This is a genomic window from Patulibacter ginsengiterrae, assembly GCF_056269115.1.
Window position 1 is genome coordinate 64,429 of the sequence record NZ_JBWDOG010000007.1, and the last position, 16,509, is coordinate 80,937.

Sequence of the window (16,509 nt, forward strand, 5' to 3'; positions counted from 1 at the left end):
ACCGGAGATGTCGACCGAGACGCTGCAGTTCGACGCCGGCGGGTTGGGGACCTGGACCGACGAGTCGCGGTTCGCCGTCACCCGCGAGCGGCTGATCGCCTACGCCGAGGCCACCAACGACCCGATCCCGGCGCACCGGGCCGGGGAGGTGGCGAGCCCGGTCTTCGCGATCGTGCCGGTCTTCGAGTCGCTGCTGGAGCCGGCGCTCGAGGTCGTCCCGCTCCCGCTGCTGGGGAAGGTCCTCCACGGCGAGCAGGACTTCCGCTTCCACCGCCCGATCCGCCCGGGCGACCGGCTCGTCTCACGCGCGAAGATGATCGGCTGGGAGGGGCTGCCGAACGGGACCCGGGCGGCGGTCTACCTCGAGACGAGGGACGAGGCCGGCGAGCTGGTCAACGAGCAGTACGTGACCTTCTTCGTCCGCGGCTTCGACGCCGGATCGGTGGTCGGGGAGCTGTCGCCGGGACACCGCCTCGACGAGGGTCTGCGGGCCGGCGATCCGGCGGCCGAGGTGGTCCAGCGCGTCGACGACGACCAGACCTTCCGCTACGGGCCGGCCGCCGGCGATCCGATGCCGATCCACCTCGACGAGGAGGTCGCCCGGGACTCGGGCCTGCCCGGGATCATCGCCCACGGCCTCTGCACGATGGCCTTCACGTCGTGGGCGGTCCTGACCGAGCTGGCCGACTCCGACGTCGGACGGCTGCGGCGGCTGGCCGTCCGCTTCTCCAAGCCGGTCCTGCCCGGCCAGGAGCTGCGCACCCGCGCCTGGAACGCGGGCGGGGCCGACGAGGTCACCCGCTACGGGTTCGAGACGACGGTCGGCGACGACGCGGTGATCCGCGACGGCCTCGCCGAGATCGCCGACTGACGATCCGGCGGTCCCGCGGGGCGTCGCCTCGCGGGACGGCTGCGCCGTTCCCGCCCGCGGCCGGCACCCGCGAGCGACGGCGCCCTCCGTGACCCCTGGGCCACGGCACACCAATCGCAACAGGAGGACGGAACATGGGAGCACTCGAGGGCCGCGTCGCGGTCATCACCGGGGGAGGACGCGGGATCGGCCGTGAGCACGCGCTGCTGTTCGCCGGCGAGGGCGCGAGCGTCGTCGTCAACGACCTCGGCGGCGCCAACGACGGCAGCGGCGCGGACGCCGGGCCGGCGCAGGAGGTCGTCAACGAGATCGTCGCCGCCGGCGGCTCGGCCGTCGCCAACGTCGACGACATCGCCAGCTGGGACGGGGCGAAGGCCCTGGTCGAGCAGGCGATCGACGCGTTCGGCGGCCTCGACGTCGTGGCCAACAACGCCGGGATCCTGCGCGACGGCTTCGTCGCGAGCATGGAGGAGGCCGAGTGGGACGCGGTGATCCACGTCCACCTGAAGGGGCACTTCGCGGTCCTGCGCCACGCGGCCGCGTACTGGAAGGGCCAGGCGAAGGCGGGCGAGCAGCCCCGCGCCTCGGTGATCAACACGGCCTCGGCCTCGGGCGTGACGCTGCCCAACGCCGGGCAGGCCAACTACGGCGCGGCCAAGGCCGGGATCGCCGCGATGACGCTGGTCGCGGCCGAGGAGCTCGAGCGCTACGGGGTCCGGGTCAACGCGATCGCGCCGATCGCCCGCACGCGCCTGACGCTCGCCACGCCGGGCATGGGCGCGATCTTCGCCCAGGAGGTCGAGGAGGGCGAGGTCGACCTGTTCGCCCCGGCGAACATCTCGCCGCTGGTGGCGTACCTCGCGACCAAGGCCTGCCCGGTGACCGGCAAGGTCTTCGCGGTCCAGGGCGGCTCGATCCAGGAGCTCGCCGGCTGGCGGCCGGTCGGGGAGATCGAGACCGACGGCCGCTGGACGATCGACGACATCGCCCAGCGGCTGCCGGCGGCCCAGGCGGTCGCCGGCTGACCGCTGCGCGGCGACCCTCGGTCGCGCGCGAGCGGGACGCGGACCGGGCGACCGCGAGTCGCCCGGATCCCGCCGGCGGGCGACGGTCAGTCGGTCTGGACGCGGGCGGGACCGCCCTCGTAGCGGCTGGCGGTCGCCTCGACCTGCCCGTGGTAGTGGCTGCCCAGCTCCGGGTGGCCGTACGGGCGCTCGGCGGGCTGGTCGAGGGTCATGAACGACAGCTGGGCGATCGGCAGACCCGGCCGCAGCAGGATCGGGACCCGGGTCAGGTTGGCCAGCTCGAGGGTCAGCGTCCCCTTCCAGCCGGGATCGCAGAAGCCGGCGGTCGCGTGCACGATCAGGCCGAGCCGGCCGAGTGAGCTCTTGCCCTCGATCCGGGCTACGACGTCGTCCGGCAGCTCGACCCACTCCTCCGTCCGGCCGAGGGCGAACTCGCCGGGGTGGATCACGAACGGCTCGTCGTCCTCGACCCGGACCTCCTCGGTCAGGTTGTCCGGCGGGCAGGCCAGGTCGATCGAGGTGACGCGGTGGTTGTGGAAGACCCGGAACGACCGGCCCAGTCGAAGGTCGACCGAGGCGGGCTGGACCATCGAGTCGTCCCAGGGGGTGATCCGGATGCGGTCGTCCGCGACCAGCTGGCGGATCGCGACGTCGGACAGCGCGGGCATGGGCCGAAGCCTAGTTGGTTGTCCCCCGGAGCCGCCGCGGGCGTGCTCGCGGTGGTTCCGGCGGCCCGGGTCGGAGGGGTGACGGGCTAGCCTGCTCAGCACGGTGGGCCGGCCCGTTACGGCCGGCCCCACGGTGACCATATGCCTGAACCCACGCCACAACCGCCCTCGAGCCGCCGTCGATCGCTGCTCGTCCTGCTCGCTGCCTCGCTGCTGACGACGGGCGGGGCGGCCTCGGTGGCCTCGGCCGCGACCACCGCCCCCGGCCCGGGGGCGGTGCGGGCCGACGCGCGTGGGCTCGCGCCGAGCGACGACCCGGCCGCGGCTGGGTCGGACGCCGAGCCCGGAACGCCGCCGGCCGCGACCGACGACGAGCCGTGGCCGGTCGCCAAGCCCTCGCGCAGCGGCGGCGCGACGGTCGCCCTGATCGTCGCCGCCGGACCCGCCCGACGGCGGCTCGCGAGCGCGAGCGGGACGACCCGGGTCGGGACGCAGACCGCCTGGTCGCACCAGGCGCAGACGCTGCTCGTCCTCGACTCGGCGACCCACGCCGGGCAGCAGTGGGTCCGGCTGCTGCTCGGAGACCGGCCGAACGGAGGCAGCGGCTGGGTCCCGCGTGACCGCGTGCTGCTCTCGCGGACCCCGTACTGGGTCGACGTCGCGACCGCCAAGCGGCGGGTGACGGTCTACCGCGACGGCCGCCGGACTCACCGCTTCCGGGCGGTGGTGGGGGCGCCGTCGACGCCGACGCCGCACACGCTCGCGGCGATCTACGAGCGCAACCGCCAGCCGAATCCGCGCGCCTTCCTCGGGCCCTGGGCGCTGGCCCTGACCGCGCACTCGAACGTGCTCGAGAACTACGGCGGCGGCCCCGGGCGGGTCGCGATCCACGGCCGGGCGGGGGCGAGCTACCGGGACCCGCTGGGCAGCGCGCGGTCGCACGGCTGCGTCCGGATCGCCAACGCCCAGGTCTCGTACCTGGCGCGCGAGCTGCCGCCGGGCACGCCGGTCGACCTCCACCGCTGAGCGCGGGGCGGCCGATCCTGCGGGGTCCGGCGAGCCGATGCGGGTTGGCGTTCGCCGGGAACGCCAACCCGCATCAGTGCCGGGTCTCCCCGCTGCTGGGCTAGGCCCGCAGGGCGACCTGGGTGTCGGGCACGCGGGTCAGCTCGACGAGCCGGTCGACACGCTCCTGGACCGCGCTGGCCGGCAGCGTGTAGAGCTTCTCGGCGCCGAAGGCCTCGACGTTGTGCGAGGCGGTCGCGGTCCCGTGGATCAGCGCGGCGGCGAGCACGTCGCGGTCGACGACCAGGTCCGGCTCGGCGGCGAGACGGGCGGCGACGTAGCCGACGACGCCGCCGGCGAACGTGTCACCGGCGCCGGTCGGGTCGACGACCGCGTCGAGCGGGAAGACCGGGACCGTGAAGCCGCCGCCGTCGTTGGTGTAGACCTGCGCGCCGTAGCTGCCCTGCTTGGCGATGATGGAAGAGGGAGCCCGCCCACCCGCCTTCTCCCACGCGAAGATCGCCTGGGCGGCGGCGTAGGTCGTCGGGGCGCCGGTCAGCTGAGCCAGCTCGCTGTCGTTGAGGATCAGGCAGTCGACCTCGCCGATCACCGCGACGAGGTCCTCGCGGGCGATGTCGATCCAGAGGTCCATCGAGTCGAGCGCGACCCACTTGGCGGCCTGGCACTGGGCCCGGACGGCGCGCTGGAGGGCCGGCACGATGTTGGCGAGGAACAGGACGTCGGCGGCCTGGCTCTCGGCCGAGAGCTTCGGCTCGAAGGTCTCGAAGACGTTCAGCTCGGTGGTGATCGTGTCCCGCGAGTTGAGGTCGTCGTGGTACTTGCCCTTCCAGAAGAAGGTCTTGCCGCCGGCGACCCGCTCGACGTCGTCGGTGTTGGTGCCGCGGGTGGCGAGCAGCGCGATGTCGTCGTCGGAGTAGTCGTCGCCGACCGGGCCGACGACGCGCACGTCGGTGTAGAACGACGCCGCCTGCGCGAAGTGGAAGGCCGCGCCACCATGGATGCGGTCACGCTTGCCGGACGGAGCTTCGACTCCATCGAACGCGATGGAGCCAACGACGGTAACGGTCATTCCGGAGACCCTAGATGAATGATTCCGCGGAGTCGTGGAGGTGGGGTGCGTTCGGGGCGGTGCCGCCGACGATCAGGCCGGCTGGAGGCCGCCGTCGGCCCGCAGCTCGAGCCGGCGGGGCATCAGCTCGGCCTCCTCCGGGCGGTGGGCGATCAGCAGCGCGCCCCGCTCGGGATCGGCGTCGAGCAGCGCCTGCAGCGCGGCGACCCCGTCGGCCGGCGGCAGGTGACTGACCGGCTCGTCGAGCAGCAGCAGCCGGTGGCGGCGGGAGAGCGCGACGCGCGCGAGCCCGACCCGCTGCCGCTCACCGCCGGAGAGGTGGCCGCCGCGTTCGCCCAGCGGCGTGTCGAGGCCGTCACGGAGCCCGGCCAGCCAGGCGGCGCCGCCGACGGTCTCGATCGCGGCGATCAGCTCCGCGTCGCTCGCGTCGGGCCGGGCGAGCAGCAGGTTCGCGCGCAGATCGGCGTCGAACAGGTACGGGTCCTGGGGGACGTGGAGCACGGTCGCGCGCAGCCGGTGGACGTCGACCTCGTCGAGCGGGCGGTCGCCGATCGTCCGCTCGCCGTCGACGTCGGCGGTCGGGAGGAAGCGGACCAGCAGCTCGCCGAGGGTGCTCTTGCCGGCGCCGCTCGGGCCGACCAGCGCGACCCGATCGCCGTCGCCGATCTCGACGTCGACATCGCGCAGGATCGTCCGCGGGCCGCGCCGAACGGTGACGTTCCGCAGTCGGACGGCGGCCGAGTCGAGCGGGACGGCCGGGGCGGGATCAGTCACGGTCACCGCCGGTGCCGTGTCGAGCAGCTCGGTCACGCGACGGACGGCGTCGCCGGTGCCCTCGAGCTCGCGGGCGGCGTTCGGCAGGACGGCGATCGTCTCGCCGACGCCGAGCACCAGCAGCGCGAGCATCCCGACCAGCACCGGATCGAGGCTGCCGGAGCTGGCCGCCGGCAGCGCGACGGCGAGCACCGCCGCCGACCCGAGTCCACCGACCGCCGTCGCGGCGGCCCCGACCAGCGCGGTCGCCCGGCCCTCGCGGCGGTCGACGCGGTCGAGCGCGGCACCGGCGGCGTGGACGCGGGCGATCTGGTCCTCGGCCATCCCGGCCACGAGCAGCTCGGGGGCGGCGTCGAGCGCGGTGGCGATCTCGCGGACGACCGCGGCGCGCCGCGGTGCCCGCTGCCGCGCCGCGCCGCGGGCGGCACGGGTCGCGTAGACCGGCAGGAGCACCGCCCCGGCGAGCAGGACCCCGGCCAGGACCGCGGCGGCGACCGGCAGGACCAGCGCGGCGGCGAGCAGCGCGCCGGCCCCGATCACGGTCGCGACCGCGAGCGGCGAGAGCGAGCGCAGGTACGCGTCCTGGACGCGGTCGACGTCGGCGACCAGCCGGTCGGCGGTCTCGGTCCCGGCCAGCTGGGCGTCGTCCGACGCGCCGGTCGGCAGCAGCAGCCGCTGGTCGGCCCCGCCCGCGGCGACGGCGGCGAAGGTCGAGGCCCGCAGCCGCGCCAGGATCCCGAGCGCGGTGTCGTGGCCGACCAGGCGCTCGGCGTAGCGGGCGGCGGCGCGCAGCACGCCGAAGCCGCGGACGCCGACGATCGCGACCGTCAGCGAGAGCACCGGCGGCTGCTGGGAGGCGCGCGCGATCAGGTAGCCGGACATCGCCAGCAAGGCGGTGCCCGCGGCCCCGCCGAGCACGCCGAGCGCGGCGGCCAGCAGCAGCTGTCGCCGTTCGGACGGGGTCGCCAGCCGGAGGGCGCGGCGGATCAGCGCGATCATCGGGATATCGCCCTCGCCTGTAGGTCGATGGTCAGGTCGGCCAGCCGCCGCGGCAGCTCGTCGTGGGTGGCGATCACGGCGGTTCGCCCCTCGACCAGCCGTCCGAGCACGTCGGTCAGCTGCTCGGCGGTGATCCGGTCGAGGTTCGCCGTCGGCTCGTCGATCAGCACCAGCCGCGGGTCGCGCAGCAGCGCGCGGGCGACCGCCAGCCGCCGCCGCTCCCCGGCCGACAGCGGCAGTCCGCCGTCGCCGAGCGGCGCGTCGAGCCCGTCGGCGAGCGTCGCCGTCAGCGGCCCGAGGCCGACCTCGGCGAGCGCGGCGTGGATCGCCTCGTCGCTGGCGTCGCGCCCGAAGCGGACGTTGTCGCGCAGCGTCGCCGGCAGCAGCACCGGGTGCTGGGGGATCCACGCGATCTGCTCGTGCCAGCGGGCCAGGTCGACGTCGGCGAGCGCGACGTCACCGCAGCGGACGGTCCCGCCGTCCGGGCTCCGAAGGCCGAGCAACAGCCGCAGGAGCGTGGTCTTGCCCGAGCCGGACGGGCCGATCAGCAGCGCGGTCGCGCCGGCCAGGATCGTCACCGAGAGCTCGTCGAGGGCCGGGTTCAGGCGGTCGCCGTGGCGGACCACGAGCCGGTCGAGGCGGAGCCCCGCGGTAGCGGGGTCGGGGGTCGCGGCGTGGGCCGCGGGCGCGCTTCGCGATGCGTTGTCCACCGTGGAGGTGGAGAACACATCGCGATCGTCGCCCGCCGCGCCGTCGCCGGCTGCGCGCCCGTCCGCGGCGTCGCTGGCCGCCGCGGCCAGCTCCTGCAGCAGCGGCTCGGCGTCGGCCGAGGCGTGGAACTCGGCCCCGAGCCTGCGCAGGGGGAGGAAGACCTCGGGCGCGAGCACCAGCGCGGCGATCGCGGGCGCGAACTCCATGTGGCCACCGGCCAGCCGGATCCCGCAGGCGACCGCGACCAGGGCGGTCCCGAGCATCGCCATGAACTCGAGCACGAGGCCGGACAGGAACGCCTGGCGGAGGGTCGCCATCGTCCCCTCCCGGTAGTGCTCGCCGGCCCGCAGGACCTGCGCGGCCTGGGCCTGCTCGCGGTCCCAGGCCCGCAGCACCGGCAGGCCACGGAGCACGTCGAGCAGGTGCCCGCCGAGCAGGGTCATGCTCGCGTGGCGGTGCTCGGCGGCGGCCTGCGCGGACTGGCCGACGAGGATCAGGAAGAGGATCACGATCGGCACCGAGAAGGCCAGCAGGCCGGCGCTCAGCGGATCGACGAAGGCGACCGCGATCAGCACCAGCACCGGCGCGACGGCCGACACGACCGACGCCGGCAGATAGCGCCCGGCGTAGGTGGCGACGGCGTCGGCCCCGTGGACCCAGCTGATCGCCAGCTCGCCCGGCCGCCGGCCGCCGCTGGTGGCGGCGGCCCGCCGGAGGGCGAGGCCGACCGCCCGCTCGCGCAGCACGGCGACCGCGTGGCGGCCGGCCGCGCGACCGGAGGTCTCGCTCCAGGCGGCGAAGCCGGCCCGCAGCAGGACGGAGACGACGAGCGCGATCAGCGTCGGCGCGATCGGATCGTCGCGCTCGCTGACGCCGATCGCGATCGCGTGGGCCAGGAGCAGGGCCTGGGCGATGGTGGCGGCGGTCTCCGCGACGCCGAGCCCGACCGCGCGCCGCAGCTGGGCGCGCAGACCGGGGACGGCGTCGAGCAGTTCGCGGCGGGGCGGACCCACGCGCGCGCTAGTCCTCGGCGGCGCGCTGACGCAGCGCCTCGAGCGGGGACGACGTGGTCTCGAAGCCCTCGGGGGCCACGCGGTGACGGAAGACCCAGTAGCTCCAGGCCTGGTACATGAGGATCACCGGCAGCATGAGCAGGGCGACGAACGACATCACCTTGAGCGTGTAGGCCGACGAGGCCGCGGCGGTGATCGACAGCGTGCCGGCGGGGTCGTCGGTCGACGGCAGCACGTTCGGCCAGAGCTGGGCGAACATCAGCACGGCGACGCCGAGGATGGTCACGGTCGTCGCGCCGAAGGCGATCGCCTCGCGCTCGGTCATCACGGCCCAGCCGCAGACGACCAGGGCGCCGGCAGCGATCACGAGCGCGGCGACGGCCAGCGGCGACACCGGCGAATCGAACCCACCCGCCCCGAGCAGGCTCCAGACGCCGAAGCCGGCGGCCAGCAGCGTGGCCGGGCCCCAGACGTACATGGCGGCGCGCCGCGCGCGGTCACGGACCGGGCCGATCGCGCGCAGGCCGAGGAAGCTCGCGCCGTGCAACGCGAAGAGCGCGAGCACGGCCGCCCCACCGGTCAGCGCGTAGGGGTTGAGCAGGTCCAGCAGGTTGCCCGTGTAGTTGTTCTCGGCGTTCAGCGGGATGCCGCGCACGACGTTGGAGAGGGCGATCGCGACGGCCGCCGGAGCGACGAACGACGAGACGATCAGGACCCGGTCGCAGGTCGCGACCCAGCGTCCGCTGTCGTGCTTGCCGCGGTACTCGATCGCCAGCACACGCACGATCAGCGCGACCAGCAGCAACAGCAGCGGCAGGTACATCGCGCTGAACATCGATGCGTACCAGTTGGGGAAGGCGGCGAACATCGAGGCGCCGGCGACGATCAGCCAGACCTCGTTGGCGTCCCAGACGGGACCGAAGGTGCGAATCGCTTGCTTGCGCTCACCCGCGTCCTTGGTGACGAACGGCATCAGCATGCCCACCCCGAAGTCGAACCCCTCGAGGACGAGGTAGCCCGCCCAGAAGAAGGCGATCAGGAGGAACCAGACGGTCGGCAGATCCATGATGGTGCTCCGGGCTCAGTAGGCGAGGGAAGGGGTGGGTGCGCTGTCGGGCGCGTCCGGGTCGGGCTCCGGGTCCGGGCCCGCGATCGCCAGACGGCGGAACAGCCAGAACTCGATCGCTCCGATCAGGCAGTAGAGGGCGATGAAGACCCCGAGCGAGATCGCCACGGTCGACGTGCCCAGCTGGGAGATCGCGTCCTCGGTCTTCAGCAGGCCGGTGACGGCCCAGGGCTGGCGGCCCTGCTCGGTGAAGATCCAGCCCGCGGACTGCGCGACGAAGCCGCTGATCAGGCCTCCGAGCGCGAGGCAGCGGAACCACGGTCGTTTGGCCATCTCGACCAGGCCCCCGCGGGCTCGGCGCTCGATCAGCAGCCCGAGCGCGGCGAACGCGGCGAGGAACAGCCCGATCCCGACCATCAGCCGGAAGGTCCAGTAGGTCAGCCCGATGATCGGGTAGTACTCGGCCTTGGCCGGGTCCCGTCCGTGGTCGATCTCGTACTGCGCGTAGCGCTTCTGCTCCGCGGCCTGGATGTCGTTGATCCCCTCCACGTGACCGTTGAAGTGGTTGGTGTCCATGAAGCTGTAGAGCTTCGGGATCTCGAGCGAGAACGACAGCCGCTTCGGCTTCTTCTCGAACGGTGCGAGCGCCATCAGCGACAGCGGCGCCCCGTCGCGGCTCTCGTAGAGCGCCTCGGCGGCGGCCATCTTCATCGGCTGCTGCCTGCCCATCAGCTGCCCGAAGAAGTGGCCGACGACCACGGTCACGAGGGCGGAGACGAGCAGGCCACGCAGACCCCAGACGGCGGAGCTGCGGAAGAACGCCGTCTCGTGACCCGGCTTGCGGCCGAGGTGCCAGACCGAGATGCCGATGATCAGCGCGGAGGCGGTGACGATCGCGGCCGGAATCGTGTGGGCGTAGGCGAAGAGCGCGGTGCTGTTGGTCAGCAGCGCCCAGATCGAGGTCAGGACGGCGTTGCCGGTCTCGGGGTCGATCTCGTAGCCGACCGGGTGCTGCATCCAGGCGTTGGCGGCGAGGATGAAGTAGGCCGAGAGGTTGGTGCCGATGAAGACCAGCCAGATCGAGGTCAGGTGGAGCTTCTTGGGCAGCTTGTCCCAGCCGAAGATCCAGATCCCGAGGAAGGTCGACTCGAGGAAGAAGGCGGCCAGCCCCTCCATCGCCAGCGGGGCGCCGAAGACGTCACCGACGTAGCGGCTGTAGGCCGACCAAGCCATGCCGAACTGGAATTCCTGGACCAGGCCGGTGGCGATCCCGATCGCGAAGTTGACCAGGAGCAGCTTGCCCCAGAACTTCGTCATCCGTAGGTAGTGCTCGTCGCCTGTACGGACCCATTTCGTCTGCATCATCGCGACGTAGCCGGAGAGGCCGATCGTCAGCGGGACGAAGATGAAGTGGAAGACGGTGGTGAAGGCGAATTGCCAACGGGCGAGGTCGAGAAGATCCATCAGGGGCCACCAGCGGAACGCATCGTACCCCGGGGCCGGGTGGCCTCAGGGCAGGGCTACAGGAAGACACATCGGCCCGCCGCGGGAGGGTGAGGGAAGAGGGAGCCGCGACGGAATCGGAACCGGTCCGACCGCCGAAGAGTACGACGGGATCCAAAAGGTCGGTAGGGCGAGAAACCGTCTCACCCCATGCCTCCTCGTTATGGCTTTAGTGTGCCTGCCGACACACCCGACTCAGGTGTGGAGGGCGTCTACAAGCCGGTCGACGGCGGCCGAGGCATGCGTGGCGGATACCAGTACGACGAACCGTCGCGACAGTCGCGGGTCGGTCGCGGGGCGCAGCGGGACCCCGGCGTCGGGCGGGAGCGAGAGCCGGGAGACCAGGGCGGGGACCCCGGTGTCGGCGCTCGCCTCGAGCGCGGCGCTGGTCGAGCTGACCTCGATCCGCGGCGGCGTCAGCTCGAGCCCCATCCGGGCGACCAGCGCCTCGAGCACCTGGCGCTGGTTCGATCCGGGATCGCGGAGGATCAACGGGGTGGCGGCCAGCTCGGCGAGCGGGATCGCTTCGAGCTGCTCCCAGGGGTGGCCGGCGGGGACGGCGACGACCAGCTCGTCCTCGGCGAGGACGTAGCTGTCGATGTCCTCGCCGGGCGCCGATCCGGCGATCCCGACGTCGGCCCGGCCCGAGTCGACCAGCTCGCGCACGAGCGTCGAGTTGCACACGATCAGCTCGACCGGGTCGCCGCCCGGCTGGCGGTGGAAGGCGGTCAGCAGCGAGGGCAGCAGCGACTCGGCGACGGCGGCGCTGGCGGCCAGCCGCAGCGGACGCGGACGGCCCCGCAGCTGGAACACGGTCCGGTCGAGGTCGGCGAGCTCGTCGAGCACCCGCTGGGCCGAGTAGAGCAGCTGGCGGCCGGCGTCGGTCGGGACCACGCCGCGCGGGGAGCGGTCGAGCAGGCGCAGGCCGACGACGGTCTCCAGCTGCCGCAGCCGCTTGCTGAGGGCGGGCTGCGAGACGCCCAGCTCGCGCGCGGCCGCACCGATGCTGCCGTGGCGGGCGGCCGCGGTCAGCGCGCGCAGCTCGGCGAGGTCCGGGGACCGGATCGGCGCGGCGGGGGGCACCGGGCGGACGGTAGCGCGTGGCACCGGTGGTCACGCCTGCGGTGACCCAGCCGCTAGCCTCGCCGTCGCCATGTCCCAGACGATGCGTGCGATCCGCCAACACGAGTTCGGAGGGCCGGACGTCCTGCGCTGGGAGGAGGTCCCGCGCCCGGAGCCCGGTCCCGGAGAGGTGCGCGTGCGGGTGCGCTCGGTCGGGGTCAACTTCGCCGACACCCATACCCGCGAGAACAAGTACGTCCAGGCGGCGCAGCTGCCCTTGGTTCCCGGCCAGGAGGTCGTCGGGATCCGCGAGGACACCGGCGAGCGCGTCGTCGCCCTGACCCGCGGCGGCGGGGCCTACGCCGAGTACGCGGTCGTCCCGGAGGGGCTCTGCGTCCCGATCCCCGACGCGCTGCCCGACGAGCAGGCGCTCGGGCTGCTCGTCCAGGGCCTGACCGCCTGGCACCTGCACCGGACCTGCGGCCGGCTGGAGGGCGGCGAGGCCGTCGTCGTCCACAGCGCCGCCGGCGGCACCGGCTCGCTGGCCACCCAGCTCGCGCGGCCGATGGGGGCGGGGCGGGTGATCGCGACCGCCTCGAGCGAGGAGAAGCGCGAGCTGGCGCTGGAGCTCGGCGCCGACATCGCGATCGACTCGGGCGCGGACGACCTGACCGAGCGGCTGCTGGCCGCCAACGAGGGACGCCCGGTCGACGTCGTGATCGACATGTCCGGCGGCCCGGTCTTCGACGCCTCGCTGCGGGCGCTGGCCCCGTTCGGGCGGATCGTCGTCTGCGGGATCGCCAGCAAGCAGCAGAACGAGGTCCGCACCGGTCACCTGCTGCGGAACTCGCGCTCGGTGATCGGGTTCTGGCTGTTCCACACCCTCGACGATCCCGAGCGTCGCTTCCGGGCGCCGTTGGAGGACCTCTTCTCGCGCGCGGTTCGCGGGGAGGTCCGCGTGGTGGTCGGGGGACGTTGGCCACTGGCCGAGGCCGCCGCCGCGCACCAGGCCCTGGTCGAGCGGCGCACCAGCGGCAAGCTCGTGCTCGACGTCTGAGGTTGGGCGGCGTGGCGGGACGCGCAGCTTGGGAGGGCTGATGCGGATTGGCGTTGCCCGCGAACGGCGATCTGCATCGGCAGCACGCCGCGGGCCGGCTGATGCGGAGGAGCGTTGCCGGTGAACGGTTCTCCGCGTCGGTCGCACCCGCTGGGACCCGCCCGGCCGGGTCCCGGTCGCGGGCCGCTCGGTCTTCCGGTCGCCGCCCGTCTAGAGTCCCCACGTGATGACCGCGTTCGCCGACCTCCGCCTGTCCGAACCCGTCCTCCAGGCGCTGCGGGACATCGGGTACGAGAAGCCCAGCCCGATCCAGGCGCAGGGCATGCCGCCGATGCTCGACGGCCGTGACGTGATCGGCCAGGCTCAGACCGGTTCCGGCAAGACCGCCGCCTTCGGCGTGCCGATCGTCGAGTACGTCGACACGAGCAACCCGGACACCCAGGCGCTGGTCCTGACGCCGACCCGCGAGCTCTGCATCCAGGTCACCCAGGCGATCCGCTCGTTCGGCGTCCGCAAGGACGTCGAGGTCGTGGCGACCTTCGGCGGCGCGCCGATCCGGGAGCAGATCTCGCGCCTGCGGTCCGGCGCCCACGTCGTCGTCGGCACCGTCGGTCGCGTGCTCGACCTGATCGACCGCGGCGCGCTCCAGCTCGGCTCCTGCCGGTTCGTGGTCCTCGACGAGGCCGACGAGATGCTCGACCTCGGCTTCCTCGAGGACGTCGAGAAGATCCTCCGGCGGACCCCGAACGGACGCCAGACGGCGCTGTTCTCGGCCACGATGGCCCCGCCGATCCGCAAGCTGGCGGACAACTACCTCTACGAGCCCGAGCACGTCAAGGTCAAGTCCGACACGCTGACGGTCGACAGCGTCGAGCAGTTCTTCGTCGAGGTCGCGAGCAAGGACAAGCCCGAGAAGCTGGCCGAGGTGATCGCCGCCGAGCGGCCGCGCCAGGCGATCGTCTTCTGCCGCACGAAGATCGGCACGGACCGGCTCTACCGTCTGCTGAAGGACCGCGGCAACAACGTGCGGGCACTCCACGGCGATCTCTCGCAGGGGCAGCGCGACGGCGTGATGCTGGCCTTCAAGGGCGGCCGCGTGCCGATCCTGGTCGCGACCGACGTCGCCGCCCGTGGCCTCGACATCTCGACCGTCACCCACGTCGTCAACTACGACGTGCCGCGCTCGCCCGACACCTACGTGCACCGGATCGGCCGCACCGGCCGGGCCGGCGCCACCGGCCGCGCGATCACGTTCGTCGAGCCGAAGCAGGCCCGCGAGCGCGAGGCGATCGAAGAGCACGTCGGGATGGCGATGACCCCGTGGGCGAAGGGGGCGACGACGCCGACCGGCGACGCGCACGCCGCCGCCACGGCGGCCACGGCCGCCTCCGAGGCCGCGTCCGCGTCCGCGAAGGACGAGGCCCCGTCGGTCGACGCGACGGCCCCGGCGACGCCCGAGCCGACCGAGGAGCCGCGCAGCGAGCCGCGCCGCCAGAAGCCGCGCCGTGGGCGCAAGCCGCAGCTCAACCACGGTGCCGACGAGGCCGGGATCCGGATCGTGCTCGTGCCGGGCAGCGCCGACGGGCTCGAGGTCCGTGACCTGGTCGAGGCGATCACCGCCGCCTCCGGCCTCGACGGCGAGGCCGTCCGCGACGTGCGCGTGCTCGACCGCTTCTCGCTCGCCACGGTGCCCGCGTCCGGGGTCGACGACACGATCGCGGCGATCGAGGGCCACCGGTCCGAGGGGCGCACGCTGCGCGCCGAGGTCCTGCGCCCCGCCTGAGGTCGTCGCCGCCGGCAGGCCGTGCCTGCCCCGGGCCATCCGGCCCGGCGGGCGCCGTCCGCCCGCAGGTTGGCGCCCACCAGCGCATCGGTGTCGCTGCCCTCGGTAGCATTGGAGACGTGACGACGCCTGACGGTCAGCAGCATCAGGAGACGCCCGGGAGCGAGCCGGGCGCGACGGTTCGTGCCTGCGAGCGTTGCGGGACGGTCTGCTCGGCGGACCAGGAGTGGTGCCTGAGCTGCGGTGTCCGCATGACGGAGATGAACCAGCGCCTGCCCGGCCTGCGTGCCGCCGGCATGGTCGTCGCGCTCGCCGTCCTGCTGGCGGGCGGCGCCGCTGCCGCCTCCTACGCGGCGCTCCAGAGCGACACCCGGACGACCGCCGCGGTGCCGACCGCGCCGCCAGTCACGCCGACCACCCCGACGACGCCCGCGACCGCCGACCCGACCGCGGCGGTGCCCCCGCCGACGGCCGACACGACGATCCCGCCGGCCGTCGACACGACGCCGCCTCCGAGCATCGATCCGCCGAAGGCCTCGAAGACGCCGAAGACGACCATCCCGACGACGCCGGTCACGCCGCCGTCGACGGGGACGGGCTCGGGTTCCGGTGGCTCCGGTTCCGGCTCGGGCAGCGGCAGCGGGTCCGGCAGCGGTTCGGGCTCGGGCTCCGGCTCCGGGTCGGGCAGCGGCTCCGGGACGACGACCACCACGACCGAGAAGGCCCCGCCGACCACCGGCCCGGTCACGTTCGCCGGTGGCCAGGGCTCGCTCTACGATCCCGACGGCGTCGTGGCCGACCGGGGCGAGGAGGGCAACGCGATCGACGGCGACACCTCGAGCGCGTGGAAGGTCACGCTCAACGAGGGCGCCACCGGCGGCTTCGGGTACGTCCTGGACTTCGACGACGCGACCGCGCTGAAGTCGCTGACGATCTTCACGCCGACCGACGGTCTCGTGGTCAAGGTCCTCGGCACGACCAAGAGCACGCTGCCGCCGGACGCGCTCGACCTCGGCTGGGACACGCTCGCCGCCGAGACGACGCTGACCGGGGCGAAGAAGGGCAAGACCCTCTCGCTCAAGGAGGTCGGTGGCCGCAGCCGCAAGTACAAGCACGTGCTGGTCTGGGTGGGCACCGCTCCGGGCACGCCGGCCGCAGCCCAGATCAACGAGCTCAAGGCCACGCGCTGAGCGACGCCTGACGGACGGGAACCCGCGGCGGTGATCGCTCCGCGGGACCGGTCGACGGCGGGGAGGACCCCGCTCGACCGGGCCGGTCGTTAGGGTCGTCGACGTGGTTTCCACACCGAACCCTGGAGGAGCGCCGTGAGCACCGCCACCCTGAGCACCAGCGAGGGCGACATCGTCTTCGAGCTCTTCGATGCCGACGCGCCGAAGACCGTCGAGAACTTCAAGAAGCTGAGCAGCGATGGCTTCTACGACGGACTGATCTTTCACCGCGTGATCTCCGACTTCATGATCCAGGGCGGGTGCCCGCAGGGCACCGGCACCGGTGGTCCGGGATACACGTTCGAAGACGAGTTCAACGACCACCCCGTCGTGCGCGGCGCGCTGGCGATGGCGAACGCGGGGCCGAACACCAACGGCTCGCAGTTCTTCATCGTGACCGCCGACGCCTGCCCCTGGCTCGACGGCAAGCACACCGTCTTCGGGCAGGTCAAGGAGGGGGAGGACGTCGTCCAGCGCGTCGGCACCACCCCGACCGGCCCGCAGGATCGCCCGGTCACCCCGATCGAGATCCGCTCGGTCACGATCAGCGAGTAGCTCGCCCGCCCGTCCGCGCTCGCCAACGGTTGGCGGCGCGACGACGGGCCGGCCGCGGGACGCTCCCGACGGGGCGCCTGCGCGACGGCATGGCTGAC

Annotated in this window: 14 protein-coding genes; 7 read left to right on the forward strand and 7 right to left on the reverse strand. The window is 73.5% G+C overall.

The genetic code is table 11. The features are described 5' to 3' along the window. The first annotated feature begins 7 nt into the window (after positions 1 to 7). Positions 8 to 871 carry a MaoC/PaaZ C-terminal domain-containing protein gene (locus ACVUH9_RS11750; protein ID WP_475757078.1) on the forward strand — a complete coding sequence of 288 codons (864 nt, stop codon included), beginning with the start codon at positions 8 to 10 and terminating at the stop codon, positions 869 to 871. Between the two features lie 134 nt (positions 872 to 1,005). After that, positions 1,006 to 1,896: an SDR family oxidoreductase gene (locus tag ACVUH9_RS11755; protein ID WP_475757080.1), complete on the forward strand. Its 891-nt coding sequence runs from the start codon at positions 1,006 to 1,008 to the stop codon at positions 1,894 to 1,896. 86 nt (positions 1,897 to 1,982) lie between these two features. On the opposite strand, the gene dcd is transcribed toward ACVUH9_RS11755, so the two are convergent. Beyond that, positions 1,983 to 2,564: a dCTP deaminase gene (gene dcd / locus ACVUH9_RS11760; protein WP_475757082.1), complete on the reverse strand. Its 582-nt coding sequence runs from the start codon at positions 2,562 to 2,564 to the stop codon at positions 1,983 to 1,985. A gap of 141 nt (positions 2,565 to 2,705) precedes the next feature. Between dcd and ACVUH9_RS11765 the strand changes: the two genes are divergently transcribed. Further along, on the forward strand, positions 2,706 to 3,590 hold the full coding sequence (locus tag ACVUH9_RS11765; protein WP_475757084.1) for a L,D-transpeptidase: 885 nt from the start codon (positions 2,706 to 2,708) through the stop codon (positions 3,588 to 3,590). A gap of 100 nt (positions 3,591 to 3,690) precedes the next feature. On the opposite strand, the gene ACVUH9_RS11770 is transcribed toward ACVUH9_RS11765, so the two are convergent. The 6 genes from ACVUH9_RS11770 to ACVUH9_RS11795 form a co-directional block, all read right to left on the reverse strand. Next, positions 3,691 to 4,659: a PfkB family carbohydrate kinase gene (locus ACVUH9_RS11770; RefSeq protein WP_475757086.1), complete on the reverse strand. Its 969-nt coding sequence runs from the start codon at positions 4,657 to 4,659 to the stop codon at positions 3,691 to 3,693. Positions 4,660 to 4,731: 72 nt separating this feature from the next. Continuing rightward, positions 4,732 to 6,432, reverse strand: coding sequence for a thiol reductant ABC exporter subunit CydC (gene cydC / locus ACVUH9_RS11775; RefSeq protein WP_475757088.1), 1,701 nt, complete (start codon positions 6,430 to 6,432; stop codon positions 4,732 to 4,734). Continuing rightward, the gene (gene cydD / locus ACVUH9_RS11780; protein ID WP_475757090.1) at positions 6,429 to 8,156 is read right to left on the reverse strand and encodes a thiol reductant ABC exporter subunit CydD; all 1,728 of its coding nucleotides are present in this window, start codon (positions 8,154 to 8,156) and stop codon (positions 6,429 to 6,431) included. Before cydD ends, cydC begins: the two co-directional genes overlap by 4 nt. 7 nt (positions 8,157 to 8,163) lie before the next feature. Then, entirely contained in the window at positions 8,164 to 9,222 is a 1,059-nt protein-coding gene (cydB, locus tag ACVUH9_RS11785) for a cytochrome d ubiquinol oxidase subunit II (RefSeq protein WP_475757092.1), read from the reverse strand. 15 nt (positions 9,223 to 9,237) lie between these two features. Then, positions 9,238 to 10,686, reverse strand: a complete 1,449-nt coding sequence (locus ACVUH9_RS11790) for a cytochrome ubiquinol oxidase subunit I (protein WP_475757094.1) — start codon at positions 10,684 to 10,686, stop codon at positions 9,238 to 9,240. A 234-nt stretch (positions 10,687 to 10,920) separates the two neighbouring features. Next, a complete protein-coding gene (locus tag ACVUH9_RS11795; protein WP_475757096.1) occupies positions 10,921 to 11,808 on the reverse strand; it encodes a LysR family transcriptional regulator in 888 nt (295 codons plus the stop codon). Between the two features lie 70 nt (positions 11,809 to 11,878). Here ACVUH9_RS11795 and ACVUH9_RS11800 point away from each other — a divergent pair, with 70 nt between their 5' ends. The 4 genes from ACVUH9_RS11800 to ACVUH9_RS11815 all read left to right on the forward strand — a co-directional run bounded on the left by ACVUH9_RS11800 (position 11,879) and on the right by ACVUH9_RS11815 (position 16,411). Beyond that, complete coding sequence (locus ACVUH9_RS11800) at positions 11,879 to 12,844, forward strand: quinone oxidoreductase family protein (RefSeq protein WP_475757098.1); 966 nt, start codon at positions 11,879 to 11,881, stop codon at positions 12,842 to 12,844. Between the two features lie 226 nt (positions 12,845 to 13,070). Continuing rightward, entirely contained in the window at positions 13,071 to 14,627 is a 1,557-nt protein-coding gene (locus ACVUH9_RS11805) for a DEAD/DEAH box helicase (protein ID WP_475757100.1), read from the forward strand. 119 nt (positions 14,628 to 14,746) lie between these two features. Then, a complete protein-coding gene (locus ACVUH9_RS11810; protein ID WP_475757102.1) occupies positions 14,747 to 15,817 on the forward strand; it encodes a hypothetical protein in 1,071 nt (356 codons plus the stop codon). A gap of 135 nt (positions 15,818 to 15,952) precedes the next feature. Then, positions 15,953 to 16,411: a peptidylprolyl isomerase gene (locus ACVUH9_RS11815; RefSeq protein ID WP_475757103.1), complete on the forward strand. Its 459-nt coding sequence runs from the start codon at positions 15,953 to 15,955 to the stop codon at positions 16,409 to 16,411. The last annotated feature ends 98 nt before the right edge of the window (positions 16,412 to 16,509 follow it).